Origin of the sequence: Rhodanobacter sp. FDAARGOS 1247, from assembly GCF_016889805.1 — a bacterium.
Taxonomy (GTDB): Bacteria; Pseudomonadota; Gammaproteobacteria; order Xanthomonadales; family Rhodanobacteraceae; genus Rhodanobacter.
Genome location: NZ_CP069535.1, coordinates 1,445,934 through 1,462,598, shown reverse-complemented (window position 1 = coordinate 1,462,598; position 16,665 = coordinate 1,445,934). Strand labels below are relative to the sequence as shown.

13 protein-coding genes are annotated in these 16,665 nt (G+C 67.9%); 7 read left to right on the top strand and 6 right to left on the bottom strand.

The features are described from left to right. The first annotated feature begins 128 nt into the window (after positions 1–128). The 3 genes from I6J77_RS06530 (at position 129) to I6J77_RS06520 (ending at position 6,448) form a co-directional block, all read left to right on the top strand. On the top strand, positions 129–734 hold the full coding sequence (locus I6J77_RS06530) for a GNAT family N-acetyltransferase (protein WP_204111003.1): 606 nt from the start codon (positions 129–131) through the stop codon (positions 732–734). A gap of 146 nt (positions 735–880) precedes the next feature. Further along, positions 881–4,360, top strand: coding sequence for a transcription-repair coupling factor (gene mfd, locus I6J77_RS06525; RefSeq protein ID WP_204111002.1), 3,480 nt, complete (start codon positions 881–883; stop codon positions 4,358–4,360). A gap of 324 nt (positions 4,361–4,684) precedes the next feature. Further along, positions 4,685–6,448: a diguanylate cyclase gene (locus I6J77_RS06520; protein ID WP_204111001.1), complete on the top strand. Its 1,764-nt coding sequence runs from the start codon at positions 4,685–4,687 to the stop codon at positions 6,446–6,448. A 21-nt stretch (positions 6,449–6,469) separates the two neighbouring features. Here the strand turns inward: I6J77_RS06520 and I6J77_RS06515 are convergent, their stop codons facing one another. From I6J77_RS06515 to I6J77_RS06500, 4 genes are read right to left on the bottom strand one after another with little or no spacing between them, the layout of a single operon-like run. Then, positions 6,470–8,746, bottom strand: coding sequence for a thiamine pyrophosphate-dependent enzyme (locus tag I6J77_RS06515; RefSeq protein ID WP_204111000.1), 2,277 nt, complete (start codon positions 8,744–8,746; stop codon positions 6,470–6,472). Positions 8,747–8,786: 40 nt separating this feature from the next. After that, complete coding sequence (locus I6J77_RS06510; protein ID WP_204110999.1) at positions 8,787–9,293, bottom strand: hypothetical protein; 507 nt, start codon at positions 9,291–9,293, stop codon at positions 8,787–8,789. Beyond that, complete coding sequence (locus I6J77_RS06505; RefSeq protein WP_204110998.1) at positions 9,290–9,832, bottom strand: GNAT family N-acetyltransferase; 543 nt, start codon at positions 9,830–9,832, stop codon at positions 9,290–9,292. The genes I6J77_RS06510 and I6J77_RS06505 overlap by 4 nt, the downstream gene beginning before the upstream one ends. Before the next feature lie 16 nt (positions 9,833–9,848). Continuing rightward, positions 9,849–11,018: an acyl-CoA dehydrogenase family protein gene (locus tag I6J77_RS06500; protein ID WP_056718674.1), complete on the bottom strand. Its 1,170-nt coding sequence runs from the start codon at positions 11,016–11,018 to the stop codon at positions 9,849–9,851. A 121-nt stretch (positions 11,019–11,139) separates the two neighbouring features. Here I6J77_RS06500 and I6J77_RS06495 point away from each other — a divergent pair, with 121 nt between their 5' ends. After that, a complete protein-coding gene (locus tag I6J77_RS06495; protein WP_056765679.1) occupies positions 11,140–12,015 on the top strand; it encodes a DMT family transporter in 876 nt (291 codons plus the stop codon). A 13-nt stretch (positions 12,016–12,028) separates the two neighbouring features. Here I6J77_RS06495 and I6J77_RS06490 read toward each other — a convergent pair whose 3' ends face one another. Then, positions 12,029–12,991 (bottom strand): YafY family protein, encoded by a 963-nt coding sequence (locus I6J77_RS06490; RefSeq protein ID WP_056766042.1) that lies wholly within the window; start codon positions 12,989–12,991, stop codon positions 12,029–12,031. Positions 12,992–13,084: 93 nt separating this feature from the next. Here I6J77_RS06490 and I6J77_RS06485 point away from each other — a divergent pair, with 93 nt between their 5' ends. The 3 genes from I6J77_RS06485 to I6J77_RS06475 all read left to right on the top strand — a co-directional run bounded on the left by I6J77_RS06485 (position 13,085) and on the right by I6J77_RS06475 (position 15,653). Further along, positions 13,085–13,939 (top strand): NIPSNAP family protein, encoded by an 855-nt coding sequence (locus tag I6J77_RS06485; protein WP_204110997.1) that lies wholly within the window; start codon positions 13,085–13,087, stop codon positions 13,937–13,939. Further along, positions 13,936–14,571: a LysE family translocator gene (locus I6J77_RS06480; protein WP_056765675.1), complete on the top strand. Its 636-nt coding sequence runs from the start codon at positions 13,936–13,938 to the stop codon at positions 14,569–14,571. Before I6J77_RS06485 ends, I6J77_RS06480 begins: the two co-directional genes overlap by 4 nt. Positions 14,572–14,699: 128 nt before the next feature. Then, the gene (locus I6J77_RS06475; RefSeq protein WP_239309207.1) at positions 14,700–15,653 is read left to right on the top strand and encodes a transporter; all 954 of its coding nucleotides are present in this window, start codon (positions 14,700–14,702) and stop codon (positions 15,651–15,653) included. A gap of 46 nt (positions 15,654–15,699) precedes the next feature. Here the strand turns inward: I6J77_RS06475 and I6J77_RS06470 are convergent, their stop codons facing one another. After that, the gene (locus I6J77_RS06470; protein WP_204110996.1) at positions 15,700–16,629 is read right to left on the bottom strand and encodes a 5'-nucleotidase; all 930 of its coding nucleotides are present in this window, start codon (positions 16,627–16,629) and stop codon (positions 15,700–15,702) included. Positions 16,630–16,665: the final 36 nt, after the last annotated feature.

Here is a 16,665-nt window from a genome sequence, read left to right as displayed (position 1 = left end):
TCTCCCGTGCTGCACCATCCGCAGGCCGGTCGATGCCATGGCGCGGAGCCATGTGACAGCCCACCGCAGCGCCCGTCATTGCAAATTCATGCTGCGGTGCACACAATACGCAAAAGTATGGAGCTGCCATGATCCCTGCCATCGACTTCGCCGCCCCCACCCGCTACGCCGCACTGCCGCCGCGCAGCAGCGAACGCTTCGCCCGTCCCCGCGTGGCGCCGTCCCCACGGGGCGAGCAGGTGCATACCCAGGATGGACGGGAGCTGGTACTGCGCCCGATCGAGGCCGGCGACGTGGCCGCGATGCAGCGCTGCTTCACCCGACTGTCGCCGGAAGACATCCGCCGCCGCTTCCTGCATGCGATGTCCGAGCTGCCCGCACCGATGGCCCAGCGCCTGTGCCGCATCGACCCCGCGCTCGAAACCGCCTGCGTGCTGATGGACGAGTCCGAGCAACCGGCCGAGATGCGTGGCGTGGGCCGGATCTATGTCGACGAGGCCACCGACAGCGCCGAGTTCTCGGTGCTGGTGGAGCAGGACTGGAGCCGCCGTGGCCTGGGCGCCCTGCTGATGCAGCGGCTGGTCGACGACTGCCGCCGCCGCGGCCTCGCCGAGCTGTGGGGCTACGTGCTGCTGGAGAACCGGCCGATGCTGCAACTGTGCCGGGAGCTGGGCTTCACCCAGCGGATGATGCCGGACGAACCGGGCACGGCGCAGATCACCCTGAAGCTCTGAAAGGCTCTACCCCACCGGCCCTCCCCTGCTTGCATGGGAGGGAGCAAGACATCAGCGCCGCTCCACGGACGCTCGGACACATCGCGTTACACTTGCCCGCTTTCCCCGGCGCGGCACTTCTGGCGGCGCCCTGCACACGCGTCCCCATGACCAGCCCGATCAAACACCCGCCCCTGCCGACCACCCCGAAGCAACGCCGCTACTGGACGCCGCCCCACGGCTCCGGCCGGGCGCTGCTGATTGCCGAAGCGGCGCGTTCGCACGAAGGCCTGCTGGTGGCGGTGACCCGCGACACCCAGCGCGCCCAGGCGCTCGAATCGGAGCTGAAGATCTTCGCCGGCGGCCTGCCGGTGCTGCATTTCCCGGACTGGGAAACACTGCCCTACGACGTGTTCAGCCCGCATCCGGAGATCGTCTCGCAGCGCATCGCCACCTTGTACCAGTTGCCCGGCGTGAAGCGCGGCGTGCTGGTGGTGCCGATCGCCACGCTGATGCAGCGGATCGCGCCGCGCTCACACATCACCGGTTCCGGGCTGGTGCTGTCCAGGGGCCAGAAGTTCGACCTGGCCGCCGAACAGCGCCGACTTGAGGCCTCCGGTTACCGTCACGTGCCCCAGGTGGCCGAGCCCGGTGACTTCGCCGTGCGCGGCGCCCTGCTCGACGTTTTCCCGATGGGCACGGCCGAGCCGTATCGCATCGAGCTGTTCGACGATGAGGTGGATTCGATCCGCAGCTTCGATCCGGAAACCCAGCGCTCGCAGCAGCAGGTGGACAAGGTCGAGCTGCTGCCGGCGCGCGAATTTCCGCTGACCGACGAAGCGGCGAAGGAATTCCGGGGCAACCTGCGCGAACGCTTCCCGATCGACGTGCGTCGCTGCCCGCTGTACCAGGACATGAAGGAAGGCGTCACGCCCGGCGGCATCGAGTACTACCTGCCTTTATTCTTCAAACAAACCGCCACGCTGTTCGACTACCTCGCCGACGACGCGCTGTTCGTGCTGGGCGAAGGCGCCGGCGAAGCGGCCGAGCAGTTCTGGACGCAGACCGCCGAACGCTACGACCAGCGCGCGCACGACATCGAGCGCCCGGTGCTGCCGCCGGCCGAGCTCTACCTGCCGCCGGAGAAACTGCGCGAACAGCTCAACAGGCGGCTGCGGGTGGAAGTGGTCGAAGCCAGCCACGAGCACGCCGTCGACACCGGCACCCAGCCGGCGCCGGAGCTGCCGCTCAATCGCAAGGGTGAGGAACCCGGCACGTCGCTGCGGCATTTCCTGTCCAGCTATCCAGGCCGCGTGCTGATCGCCGCGGATTCGGCGGGGCGACGCGAGGCGCTGATCGAGACGCTGGCAGCAGCGGGATTGAAGCCCGAAGTCATCGAGGGCTGGGGCGCTTTTCTCCTCCCCAACCCTCCCCTGCAAGCAGGGGAGGGAGTCAAGTTCGCGATCACCATCGCGCCGCTGGAACAGGGCTTTGCGCTGACCAGGCCCGCGCTCGCCGTGCTCACCGAGCGCGAACTCTACGGCGAGCGGGTGCGCAGCGAGCGCGACCGCAAGCGCCGCCGTGGCACCGCGCGCGATCCGGAAAGCATCATCCGCGACCTCACCGAGCTCACCATCGGCGCACCGATCGTGCACGTGGATCACGGCGTGGGCCGCTACCAGGGCCTGGCCTCGATGGACGTGGGCGGCATGGATGGCGAGTTCCTCACCGTCGAATACGCCAAGGGCGACAAGCTCTATGTGCCCGTCGCACAGCTGGGCCTGGTCAGCCGCTACTCCGGCACCGCGCCGGAACTGGCGCCGCTGCATTCGCTGGGCGGCGATGCGTGGGAACGCGCGCGCCGGAAGGCCGCGGAAAAAGTGCGCGACGTGGCCGCCGAACTGCTGGCGATCTACGCCCAGCGCCAGGCCCGTGGCGGCGAGTCGATGCCGATCGACCGGCAGATGGTCGAACAGTTCGGCAGCACCTTTCCGTTCGAGGAAACCCCCGACCAGGAAACCGCGATCGAGGCGGTGCTGGAGGATCTGGCCGCGCCCCGCGCGATGGACCGGGTGATCTGCGGCGACGTGGGTTTCGGCAAGACCGAGGTCGCCCTGCGCGCCGCGTTCGCCACCGCCACCGCGGGCAAGCAGGTCGCCGTGCTGGTGCCGACCACCCTGCTCGCCCAGCAGCACTATCGCAACTTCGCCGACCGCTTCGCCGACTGGCCGGTGCGGGTCGACGTGCTGTCGCGCTTCAAGTCGACCAAGGAAGTGAACGAGGCGCTGAAGCGCCTCGCCGACGGCCAGATCGACGTGATCGTGGGCACCCACAAGCTGCTGCAGCCGGACATTCGGTTCAAGAACCTGGGCCTGGTGATCGTCGACGAAGAACAGCGTTTCGGCGTGCGCCAGAAGGAGCAGCTGAAGAAGCTGCGTGCCGAGGTCGACCTGCTGACGATGACCGCCACGCCGATCCCACGCACCTTGAACATGGCGATGGCCGGCCTGCGCGATCTTTCATTGATCGCCACGCCACCGGCGCATCGCAGCGCCGTGCGCACCTTCATCTCGGCGTGGGACCCGGCGACGATCCGCGAGGCGCTGCAGCGCGAGCTGTCGCGCGGCGGCCAGGTGTACTTCCTGCACAACGAGGTGCAGAGCATCGAGCGGATCGTGCGCGAACTGGAGGAACTGGTGCCCGAGGCGCGCATCCGCATCGCCCACGGCCAGATGCCCGAGCGCGAACTGGAAGGCGTGATGGCGGATTTCCACCGCCAGCGCTTCAACGTGCTGGTGTGCACCACGATCATCGAAACCGGCATCGACATCCCCAGCGCCAACACCATCATCATCAACCGCGCCGACCACTTCGGCCTGGCCCAGCTGCATCAGCTGCGCGGTCGCGTGGGTCGCTCGCATCACCGCGCATATGCGTACCTGGTGGTGCCCGACCGCAAGTCGATCACCGCCGATGCGCAGAAGCGGCTGGAAGCACTCGCCTCGCTGGAGGAACTCGGCGCCGGTTTCACCCTGGCCACCCACGACCTGGAAATCCGCGGCGCCGGCGAACTGCTCGGCGACGAGCAGTCCGGCCAGATCCAGGAGATCGGCTTCGGCCTCTACACCGAGCTGCTCGATCGGGCGGTACGCGCGCTGAAGTCCGGCAAGGTGCCGGATTTCGACCTGAGCTCCGAGCACGAGACCGAAGTCGAGCTGCACCTGCCTGCGCTGATCCCCGACGATTACCTGGGCGACGTGCATCACCGCCTGACCCTGTACAAGCGCATCGCCAGCGCCCGCAGCGAGGACGACCTGCGCGACCTGCAGGTGGAGATGATCGACCGCTTCGGCCTGCTGCCCGATGCCACCAAGCAATTGTTCGCGGTGGCCAGCCTGAAGCTGATGGCCACTCCGCTGGGTATCCGCAAGCTGGATTTCGGTACCAACGGCGGTCGCATCACCTTCCGCGAGAAACCCGAGATCGACCCGATGGCGATCATCAAGCTGATCCAGCAACTGCCCCGCGTGTACAAGCTGGACGGCCAGGACAAGCTGAAGGTGGTCCTCGACCTGCCCGGCGCCAGCGAGCGCATCCGCAGCGCGCAGGAAGTGCTGGTGCTGCTGGGCGCGCGCCGACCGGGCTGATGGCGCCACATCGCTGACGCCCAGGGGCCGGACTGGACCCGCCCCAGCGCCCGTGTCGTACTGGGTGCCATCGGGCCAGGGCGCCCCCGGCCCCGCCAGGCCGAGGTTTGCGCTGGCCGTCGATTCGCTGGCACGGGGCATGCTTGACACTGGCCTCAAAGGTCGGCAGGTTGGATAGTCAACCCGCCGGGGGCATGCTGCACGGCGGGTCGGGGCCCCGTCAGCCGGCGCATGGGATGCGCCGGTGCCCATTCGCCCATGTTTCCGGCAACACGATCCAGCACGTGCAATCCCGCAGGAATTCGGCAGGGCGGAGAGAGGCAGATGGAGAGGCTGCTCACACTTCTGACACCACGGCGTCCGCCACTTGCATGGCGCGCCCTGCTGTCGGCCCTGTTCTGGCTCACCCTGGGGGTCGCCCACGCCGCCACGCCGTTGAATGGCGCCTGGCGCCAGGTGCGCGCCGGCGACACGCCGGCCGCGGTGATGGCGGAATACCACGAGGGTGCGCTGAAGAGTTTCGATCCCTCGCTGCTGCAGCGCTTTCCCCATGACGGTGCCGGCAGCTGGGTGGTCATCGCGCCGCAACCGCCCTGGGACAACAGCGGTCGCGTACTGACGATCTATCCGCCTACCCTGGCCAATGTCACCGTGTTCGCGGGGAGTGCGCCGACGACGCTGGCGCTGGACGACTTCAGTGCGCCCTTCCACGGTCATGGCCGGCTGGCATGGCAGGCTCCCGCCGGCATGGCGGCGTCCACGCCGATCCTGCTGCGCTTCGAGCCCTCGGCAACCCTGGTGGCCCCGGTGCGCTTCCAGATCGAGCCCATGCGCGACTACGTGCAGCAGGACGCGCGATGGCTGGTGTTCGCCAGCGCCTGCTTCGCGGTGATGCTGGCGATGGTGCTGATGGCCCTGTGCTTTGCCGGCATGCTGCGCGACGTCACCTATGCCTGGTACGCCGGCTACATCCTCTGCTACTGCCTGATCCAGGGCATCCAGACCGGCTTCGTGTTCCATCCGCTGGAATGGGAGTGGCTGTCGGGCATGGCGGTGATGGTCGGCTCTGCCGCGGTCGCGCTGTCGGTGGCATTCGCCTCGCTGTTCATGACGCGATTCTGCGAGCTGCAGCGTTACGCGCCCTTGCTGCGGGTGCCGATCACCGCACTGGCGGTGGGCATGATCCAGCTGGTGCTGATGCGCAGCAGCCAGGTCCCGCTGCTGGTGCACGTGGCGCAGATCCTGCTGAACCCCCTGCTGATGATCGGCGCGGCGCTGTTGCTGATAGCCGCCATCGTGGCGGCCGCCCGCGGTTCGCGGCAGGCGTGGTTCTTCCTGGTCGGGTGGACGCCGCTGCTGCTGCTCACCGCACTGAGCAGCGCCCAGGTCAACGGCGCCCTGCCGCAACTGGACTGGCTCAATGACGCCAGCGTGGCCGGCGGCGCGTTCGAGGCGGTGGTGTTGTCGCTGGGACTGGCCGACCGTGCGCTGCGCCTGCGCCACGACCGCGACGTGGTGCGCGTGCTGGCCGACCGCGACGCGCTGACCAACGTGCTCAACCGCCGCGGCTGGACCGAACGGGTCAACACGCTGTTGTCGGCCGGCACGACGCAACCGATGGCCCTGCTGTTCCTGGACCTCGATCATTTCAAGCTGCTGAATGACCGCCAGGGCCACAACACCGGTGACCGCGCCCTGGTCGCGGTGGCCAATGCGCTGACCGCCGAGCTGCGGCCCGGCGACCTGTTCGGCCGCTACGGTGGCGAGGAATTCGTCGCCCTGCTCGACAACACCCGGCCGGAACAGGCCATCCACGTGGCGACCCGCCTGTGCCGCCGCGTCCATCGCCTGGAAATTCCGGTGAATGCCGAGGCGCTGCTCAGCATCAGCATCGGCGTCACCATCCGCCACCACGACGACGACGTGGAATCGCTGGTCGAACGTGCCGATCAGGCGATGTATGACGCCAAGCTCAAGGGACGCAACCGGGTCTGCATGTATCGCCAGGACGATGGCGAGCTGCGCGGCGCCAACCCGTCTCCGGGCCGGCGCCTGCATATCGTGGAACGGCGCGAATCTGACAAGTAGGCCAACCCGCCGCGCCGTTCGTCAGGACCTTGCCGCCAGCTCCTTCGCCGCGGCCACCACGTCGGCCTCGCCCGGCAACACCAGCAGCGCCGCACCGGCCAGCGGCGTGAACGTATCGGCGCCGACCACGCGATGCAGTGGCGTGGCGCCGCAGCCGCCTTCGACGATCGCGGTGATCACGCCCTCGCCCACGCCCGCGCTCTTGCGGCCTTCATCCAGCACCAGGATGCGTTTGGCGCTCTTCGCCTGCGCCGCGATGAAGGCATCGTTGAGCGGCGCCAGCCAGCGCAGGTCGACCACGCGCACCTGCCACTTGAGTTCCGCTTCGATCGTGCGCGCGGCGCGCAACGCCATCGGCACGCCGTTGCCGAAGGTGAACACCACCAGATCGTTCGCGGCCTCGTTGTATACGCGGCCCTCGCCCAGCGTCATCGCCTGATCGGGCGCGGGATAGTCGAACTGCCACTGGCCGTCGCCGGCTTCGTAAAGGTCCTTGGTCATGTACAGCGCGATCGGTTCGAGGAAGGCGCAGACGCGACCATCAACTTTCGCCAGCGCCATCAGCGTGCGCAGCATCATCGCCGCGTCGTCGCCGCGGCTGGGGCAACCGACCACCAGGCCGGGGATGTCGCGCAGCGCGGTGATCGAGTTGTCGTTGTGGAAGTGGCCGCCGAAACCCTTCTGGTAACCCAGCGAGGCCACGCGCATCACCATCGGGTTGCGGTACTGGTTGTTGGAGAAGAACTGCAGCGAGGCCGCCTCGCCGCGGATCTGGTCGCAGGCGTTGTGGAAGTACGCCAGGTACTGGATCTCCGGCATGGGCAGCATGCCCATGTTGGCGTAGCCCTGGGCCAGGCCCAGGATCATGGTTTCGTCCAGCAGCGTGTTGAACACGCGGCTGCCCTTGAAGGTCTTGTTGAGGCCCTTGGTGACCGTGTAGACGCCACCCTTCTGCGCCACGTCCTCGCCAAACAACAGCGCTTCGGGATACTTCGCCAGCAGGTCGTGCAGGGCCTGGCCGATCTGGATCGCCAGGTGCCGTGGCGGCAGTTTCTCCGGCAGCTTCGCCTCGCCGCCGAACACCGCCAGGCGCTTGTCGGCATAGTCGGCGCGCGTGGCCTCGGCCTTCACCGCGGCCGGCGTGTATGGCGCCAACGGGGCCATCACGTCGTCCAGCGAGGTCAGCCGATGACGCGAGTCCGCATCCTCGGCGGCAGCGAAGCAACGCTTGCGGGTGGCCTCGTACAGGTTCAGCAGTGCGTCCTTCGAATACAGGCCGGATTCCAGCGCGATGCCGGCCGAGCGCAGCAGCGGGTCGGAGCATTCGACCGCAAACAGCTCCTCGATGCTGCGCCACTCGATCTCGAAATCGGTGCCGGCGTGACCCATCACGCGGGTGGTCTTCAGGTGCAGGAAGGTCGGCCGGCGCGTCGTGCGGCAATGCTCCACCGCGCGCTGTACCTGGGCGTAGCCTTCGGCCACGTCGAGGCCGTCGGCGAAGAAATAGTCGAGGTTGGCGCGATGCTGGTAGTTGTTGGCGACCCAGCCCGACGGCGTCTTCACCGAGATGCCGATGCCGTTGTCCTCGCACACGAACAGCACCGGCGCGGGCAGCTTCTGGTAGGCCGTCCACGCCGCGGTGTTGAATGCGGTCTGCGCAGTGGCGTGGTTGCTGGAGGCGTCGCCGAACGAGCAGATCGTGATGCTGTCGTCGGGAATCGGCAGCTGATGGCCGATCCGCCGCGCCTGCTCGATCGCCACCGCGGTGCCCAGCGCCTTGGGCAGGTGCGAGGCGATCGTCGAGGTCTGCGGCAGCACCCACAACGGCTTGCTGCCCCATACCTTGTGACGGCCGCCGGAGGCCGGGTCGTCCTTGCTGGCGGCGAAGCTGAGCGCCGAATCCATCACCGGATCCATGCCCGGAATCTTGCGGAAGCGCTCGGCCATGAAGCCGCCGGAGCGGTAATGCAGGAAGGCCGGATCGGTGTGGCGGGTCAGCCGCGCCACCATTGCATTGCCTTCGTGGCCGGACGAACCGATCGTGTAGAACACCTTGTTCTGCACCCGCAGCACGCGCGCCATCAGGTCGAGGTGACGCGAGATCAATTGGGACTCCAGCAGCTCGCGGAAACCGCGCGCGTCCAGCGCACTGCCCGGCAGCACGGCGGCGTCATCGCGCGGCGCGGCGCGCACCTCGCCGTTCCACAGCTGCACGAACTCGGTGAAGTTCTGGTCGACGACCTCGGCACGGTTGAAACCCTTGTGGCGAGCGCTGATGGCAAACGGAATGGCGGTCATGGCGAATTCGTGTGGGTGGACAGGCAGCCGCAACGCGGCATCAATGGAGGGATACGACCGGCACGCTGAAGGCCGGGGCGGCCAGGGCGCGCAAGGCGGCAACGCGGGGCGCATCTTTTTCGCGACCGAAGCTTTCAAGCAGCCGGATCTGGTCGTCGACCGACGGCACCGGCACGGCCAGGCCATTCACGCCGGCCAGCACCAGCTTTCCCGGCAGCACGGGTTGCCAGTATTCGTCGACATGGAGTTCAAGCGCGCCCATCACATCGACCGGCGCGCCGGGAAAACGGAAACGGGCGAAATGCGAGCGGAAGCGATCGTCGTCGGGCGGCGCAAACGCGGACTCGCGGCGCGCTGCCCAGTGCGCCATCAGACGCTCCGCGTCCGCCCGCGAGGTCAACACATCCACATCCGCCGCGCTGGTCTGCGCGCCCAGCAGCAGCGCCGCGGTGCTGCCGATCACGCACCACGGATCGACGCACTGCACGTGCAGGTCCGGCGCGATCTCGGCCAGGGTGGCGTACAGCGCGGGCGACAGGTGGCTCATCGGCGACGCCGGCGCCACTGCTCGCGCGTCTGCGCCCAGATGTCGGTGGGCGAATCCTCATACGGCGCGGGCAGCTTGCCGGGGCCGCGGCAGGTCGAACCCAGCCGCTGCGCCAGCGCCTGCGAGGCGTGGTTGTCGGGGTGGATGGAATGGATCATCTCGTCCCAGCCAAGCTGGTCGAAGGTCCAGTCAATCGCGGCGGTGCAGCCTTCCAGCGCGTAGCCCTTGCCCCAGGCGCTGCGGGCCAGGCCCCAGCCCACCTCGGTGCCGGGCCAGCCTTCCGGATGCCAGGGGCCGAGCCGGCCGATCCACTGGCCGCTGCTTTTCTCGATCACCGAAAACATCGAGAAACCCTGGATCATCCATGCACCAGCCAGCGACAGGAAACCTCGCCACGCGGCCGCACGCGCCTGCTGCCCGCCGATGAAGCGGGCCGCTTCGGCATCGGCCATGTTGACGGCATAGGCGTCGAAATCCTCTGCCCGCGGCGGACGCAGGATCAGGCGTTCGGTGTCGATGCGCAGCGAATCGAAATCCATGCGCGGCAAACCCCTTTCAGAACGCGTTGATGCCGGTCAGTTCGCGGCCGACCACCAGCTCGTGCACGGTCTCGGTGCCTTCATAGGTGATCACCGATTCCAGGTTCAGCGCATGGCGGATCGCGCCGTGCTCGGTGGTGATGCCGGCGCCGCCGAGGATGTCGCGGCACTGGCGCGCGATGTCGATGGCCATGCGGCAGTTGTTCCACTTCGCCAGCGAGACCTGGGTCGGCTGCATCTTGCCCGCGTCCTTCAGGCGACCGAGCTGCAGCGACAGCAGCTGGGCGGTGGTGATGCGCCTGGCCATGTCGGCCATCTTCAGCTGCACCGCCTGGTTGGAGGCCAGCGGCTTGCCGAACAGGATGCGCTCGGCCGTGTAGTCGAGCACTTCCTTGAGGCAGGCCTGCGCCGCGCCGATCGGGCCCCAGGTGATGCCGTAGCGCGCCTGGGTCAGGCAGCCCAGCGGGCCCTTCAGGCCTTTCACGTTGGGCAGGCGCGCGCTGTCCGGCACGCGCACGTTGTCGAAGAACAGCGCGCTGGTGACCGAGGCGCGCAGGCTCATCTTCTTGTGGATTTCCTGCGCCTTGAAGCCGGCCGTGTCGGTCGGCACCACGAAGCCCTGGATGCCGTCGTCCGTCTGCGCCCACACGATCGCGATATGCGCCAGGTTGCCGTTGGTGATCCACATCTTGGCGCCGTTGATGACCCAGTCGCCGCCGTCCTTCCTGGCGTTGGTCTTCATGTTGGCCGGGTCGGAGCCGCCGTGCGGTTCGGTCAGGCCGAAGCAGCCGATCACCTCGCCGGCCGACATCTGCGGCAGGTAGTGCTTCTTCTGCTCCTCGCTGCCGTAGGCGAAGATCGGGTACATGCACAGCGAGCTCTGCACCGAGGCGAAGCTGCGCAGGCCCGAATCGCCGCGCTCCAGCTCCTGGCAGATCAGGCCGTAGCTGACGCCGTTCATGCCGGCGCCGCCGTATTCCTCGGGGATGGTGGCGCCGAGCAGGCCGAGGCCGGCGATCTCGGGGATCAGCTCCTTCGGGAAGCGGCCCTGGTCGAAGCAGTCGCCGATGATCGGCAACACGCGCTCGTCGACGAAACGGCCGACGGAGTCCTGCACCATGCGCTCCTCGTCGGTGAGCAGCGAGCGGACATCGTACAGATCGAGCGGATTCAGACTGACAGCCATGGAAGCTCCGGCAAGGGCACGTAAAGCGGGCATTGTAGCGCGGGCGGACCTGCCCCGCAGGCCGAAAGCGGGCTTGCGGCGCGTACAATTCCCGCCGGTCACCCCGCCGCTCCGGAATCCCATGTTCAAAGGCGTCTTGCTCGGCTTCATGGCCTTCGCCGCGTTCGCCCTCAGCGATGCCTTCGTGAAGCTGCTGCGCGGCTCGCTGCCGCCCTACGAGGCGGTGTTCTTCGGCGCGGTGCTGGGGCTGACCGCCCTGCCCTTCATCAAGGGTCGCGGCGATCGCTGGCGCGACGTGGTGCGGGCGCAGCGCCAGGGCCTGTGGCTGGTGCGCGCGGTGGCCAGCGCGATCGGCAGCATTTCCGCCGTGGTCGCGTTCACCGCGCTGCCGATGGCCGAGGCGTTCGCGCTGATCTTCCTGCTGCCGATCTTCGTCACCATCCTGTCGGTGCTGGTGCTGAAGGAGCACGTGGGCTGGCGCCGCTGGTCGGCGGTGGTGGCCGGCTTCATCGGCGTGCTGGTGGTGCTGCGACCGGGCTTCCGGGTGCTCGGCATCGGCCACCTGGCCGCGATCATCTGCGGGCTTTCGGGCGCGATCTCGATGATCGCGCTGCGCATGGCCGGCCCCCACGAGAAACGCATCACCCTGTACGGCGCCGGCATGATCGGCTCGCTGCTGTTCGCCGGGCTGATGATGCTGGCCGACTTCCGCTGGCCCGGGCTGGTGCAGTGGCTGTTCCTGCTCGGCTACGGCCTGCTCGCCGCGCTGGCCTCGGTGCTGCTGATGCTGGCCACCCAGCGCGCGCCGGCCAACCATGTCGCGCCGACCCAGTACAGCCAGATGCTGTGGGCGGTGCTGCTGGGCTACGTGCTGTTCCACGACGCGCTGGACTGGCCGATGGCGATCGGCATCGCGATCATCCTGGGCGCGGGCCTGTTCACCTTCGTGCGCGAGGACAAGGTCACGCGCTGGTGGAAGCGCACGCGGGTGGTGTGAGGGTCGCTGCAGCTCAACCGGCAGCTGTCGTGGCCAGACGCTGCAGCCGTGCCGCGCAACGGGCCAGTTCGACACGGAGCTTCGCGGGCGTGCGGATCTCGAAGTCGAACGCCAGCCCGGCCAGCTGGCGGGCGAACCAGTCGAGATCATCGGCGCTGGTGCGCAGGAGCACGCCGCCTTCGACCGGCTCAAGCACGCCGAAGGCAAGCGAGAACACCCGGCGCGCCGTCTGCAGGTCCGTGTGCAGCAACACCTCGATCGGGTGGGCGTAAGCGATCGCGCCGATGGATTGCAGCAGCTGATCCAGCGCATCGAAACCCGGCGGTCGCCGGAACGACGGTTCGAGCAGGCTCACCTCGCCCACGCGATCGAGCCGGAACGAACGCAGGCCATGACGCAGGTGGCACATGCCCAGCGCGTACCAGGCACCGGCCCGCCAGGCCAGGCCGTAGGGATCGAACTCGCGCTCGGTGCGCACGCCCGCGGCCGATTCGTAATGCATCCGCACGCGCCGCTGCGCCTGCGCCGCACCCGCCAGCGCGATCAGCGCCGCGTTGCTGCCCGGCGTGCCCGAGGCCGGCAACAAGTCCACCTTCACCGTGTCTGCAATCGCATTCGCGTGGCGCTTCAACTTGTCGGGCATCACCCGCGCCAGCTTGGCCTGCACGCTTTCCACCGCCGGTGACGCTTCGGCCAGGCCCAGCCCCCGCGCCGCCACCAGGCCGACCGACAGCGCCACCGCCTCGTCGTTGGTGAACATCATCGGCGGCAACTTGAAGCCGGCGACCAGCATGTAGGCACCGGCGCGGCCGCGCTCGGTGGTGAGCGGGATGCCGAGGTCTTCCAGCGCCACGATGTAGCGCCGCAGCGTGCGCACGTCGACGCCGACCCGGCGCGCCAGTTCCGGCCCGCTCATGCGGCCGTGGCTCTGCAGCAGGTCGAGCACCGCCAGCACGCGGGTGGTGGGTTTGGCCATGGCCGCCATGGTAACGGCAAATCAGGGCGATTATTGCCCTGTATGTGCCTTAGCGTAGGTCTCGCGCGACTCGGCGCACAGCCAGGAATCCCCATGAACCACGTCCAACGACTGTTGTCCGGCACCGTCGCGGCCATCGCGCTCGGTACCGCCCTGTCGGCACACGCCACGAACGAGGCCCCCACGATGGAAAGCGTGCAGCATCTGCAGGATTACCAGGTCGTCGAGTTCCGTCGTTACGTCACCAGCGACGGCGAGCTGGCGCACTTCGTCAAGTACTTCGATGCGTACTTCCCGGAAGCGTTCGAGCAACTCGGCGCGATGGTGTTCGGTCAGTTCGCCGAGCGCGGGCATCCGAACCGCTTCACCTGGCTGCGTGGCTTCCACGACATCAACGCGCGGCCGATCGTCAACGCCGCGTTCTACTACGGCCCGCTGTGGAAGGAACATCGCGTCAAGGTCAACGCGATCCTGCCGGACAGCGACAACGTGATGCTGTTGCGCCCGCTGCATGCGGATCAGGGCGTCAGCGTGCTGCCCGCGGTGGACCCGGTGACCGAAGAACGCGGCGCGCAGGGTGTCGTGGTCGCGCAGATCTTCGCGGTGAAGAAAGGCAGCGAGGAAGCCTTCGCGAAACAGGCCGAGGCGGCGTTCGACGCCTACCGTGTCGACGGCGTGCACCCGGCCGGCGTGCTGGTGTCGCTGGACGTGCCGAACAACTTTCCGCAGCTGCCGATACGCAGCGACGGGCCGTTCCTGGTGTGGCTGGGCGTGGTCCGCGACAACGCCACGCTGGACAAGCAACTGATGCCACGGCTGGCGGCCGCTGAACAGTCGCTCGCCGCCAGCGGCCTGCTGAGCGGCACGCCGGAACGCGTGGTGATGGACCCGACCCCGCGCTCGCGCCTGCGCTGGTTGCCCGATGCGAACGCGGGGAGCGCGCCATGAACCACTACGAACAACTGTGGCTGTTCTTCGCCCTGGTCTTCGGCATCATCGTGTTGCCGGGCCTGGACATGGCCTTCGTCATGGGCAGCACCCTGGCCGGCGGGCGCAGCCGCGGTTTCGCCGCGGTGGCCGGCATCATCGCCGGCGGGGTCTGCCATGTGCTGATGACGGCGCTGGGCATCAGCGTGCTGATCAAGCTGGTTCCGGGCGCGTTCAACGCGCTGCTGCTGGCCGGTGCGCTGTACATCGCCTGGATCGGCATCTCGCTGCTGCGCAGCGAGGCCTCCCTCGGCCTGCACACGGACGTCCCGCTGCGTTCGCGCGCAGCGACGTTTCGCCAGGGCGTGCTGACCAGCCTGCTCAACCCCAAGGCTTACCTGTTCATGCTCGCCGTGTTCCCGCAGTTCCTGCGGCCCGAATACGGCCTGATCTGGCTGCAGGCGACGCTGATGTGGCTGATCATCGCGATCAACCAGTTCTTCATCTACGGCGGCGTGACCGTGATGGCCGACCGGGCACGACGGTGGCTGCAAGGCCGGCCGGCAGCCGGCATGCTGGCGAACCGCTGCGTGGGCGGCCTGCTGATTGCCGCGGCGATGCTGACCGGATTCGAAGGCTGGCAGCGGATCTGAGCAAGAAACGGATGGCGGTGACGAGACAGACAACGGATCGTACGGCCCGACCAGCAGAGCGGAGCACCTTGAAGATGAAGTCGGCAAGAACCCCATCGCCGCGACGACGATGTTTCACCCTGTCCCGCATGCTCGTCGGCATCATGCTGTCGCCGGCCGCGTGGGGCCAGGCCGCGGCAAATCCGGCGGCGCTCTCCGAAGCCCAGCCCTCGCCCCCTGCGCGACAGTCGCTGGACGACGCGTGGTGGACCGGTCCGATGCTGGCGAACTCGGCCGCGACGTTGCCGCGTGGCCATTACCTGATCGAGCCCTATGTCTACGACGTGTCCTCGCCCCACTCGGATGGTTTCGGCTCGCTGACGTACATGCTCTATGGGCTCACCGATCGGCTGACGGTGGGCCTGGTTCCCGTGCTGGGCTACACCCGGCTGGATGGCCCGGGCGACAGTTCGGGCGTCCGAATGGGCGACGTGAGCGTACAGGCGCAATACCGGCTCACCGAATTCCACGAAGGCAGTTCCCTGCCGACGATCTCGCTGCAATTGCAACAGACGCTGCCGAGCGGAAAGCATGACCGGCTGGGCGACCGGCCTGGCGATGGCCTCGGCAGCGGAGCCGATACCACGACCTTGCAGCTCAACACGCAAACTTACTTCTGGCTTGCGAACGGCCGCATCCTGCGCATGCGTCTCAACATTGCGCAGTCCGTTTCCGGCCATGCACACGTCGAGGACGCAAGCGTCTATGGCACGGCCCAGGGCTTTCGCGGCAATGCCCGGCCTGGCAACTCGTTCTTCGTCAACGCCGCCTGGGAATACAGCCTGAGCCAACGCTGGGTGTTGGCACTGGACGTCACCTATCGCCGCAGTCACGGCAGCAGCGTGAACGGCGTGATGCTGCCCGGCTACGGCGATGCGCGCATCCATCGACACTCGGGGACCAGCGAAGCGTTCGGCTTTGCGCCGGCGATCGAGTACAGCTGGAGCGCCAACCTGGGCGTGCTGTTCGGCACGCGGGTGATTACCGGCCATCGCACGACGACCACGATCACGCCGGCCATCGCGATCAATTACGTTCATTGAAACGAGACGCTTCGTGCCGACGGAAGCCTTTCCGTACCGAACCCGATCAGCGATTGCTCACGCCGTGCGGTACGTGTCCCGTCGCCACATGTCGGCGCGCGGATTCCACGTTGGCCGGCGAGTCGTCGAAGAAGATGTCGGCGCCGAATGCATCGAGGAACGGCCCCTTGTCGCGGCCGCCGAGGAACAGCGCCTCGTCGATGCGCACACCCCAGCGCCGCAGTGTGAGGATCACCCGCTTGTGCGCGGGCGCGGAGCGCGCGGTGACCAGGGCGGTGCGGATCGGCGAGTTCTCGGCCGGAAACGCGACCTGCAGGCGATGCAGCGCGGTGAGGAAACCGCGGAACGGGCCCACCGACAGCGGCTCGGCGGCGTGTTCGGTCTCGCTGCGATGGAAGGCTTCCAGCCCTTCCTCGCGTGACACCCGCTCGCCCTCGTCGCCGAACAGCACGGCATCGCCATCGAACGCGATGCGCAGTTGTTCGCTGGCGCGCGGCGGCGCGGTGCTGGGCAGGATCGTGGCCGCAGCCACCCCGGCGGCGAGCGCGCGGCCGACGTCTTCGGCGTTGGCGGAAAGGAACAGATCGGCCTTGAACGGCGCGATGTAATCGGAGGTGGGCGCGCCACTGGTGAACGCGGCACGGCTGATTTCCAGGCCGTAGTGCTGGATCGCGTTGAAGATGCGCAAACCGGTGTCGCCGGAGTTGCGCGACAGCAGGATCACCTCGACCGGCGGCACGTCGCCGGCAAGCTTGTTGAGGCCGAGCAGCTTCTGCACCAGCGGAAACGCCACGCCGGGCTGCAGGATCTCGTTCTCGTGATCGATCTGGAATGCGCGATAGGCGTCCAGGCCATCACGCTCGAACAGCGCATGGCTGTCGCCGAGGTCGAACAGCGCGCGCGAGGAAATGGCCACGACGAGCCGGTTGTCGCCAACGGCGGCCGGGTCGTGCGCATCGGCGGGGGGAGTGATCATGCGTTCCGCAGCTGGTCAGAAGATGGCATTGAATCT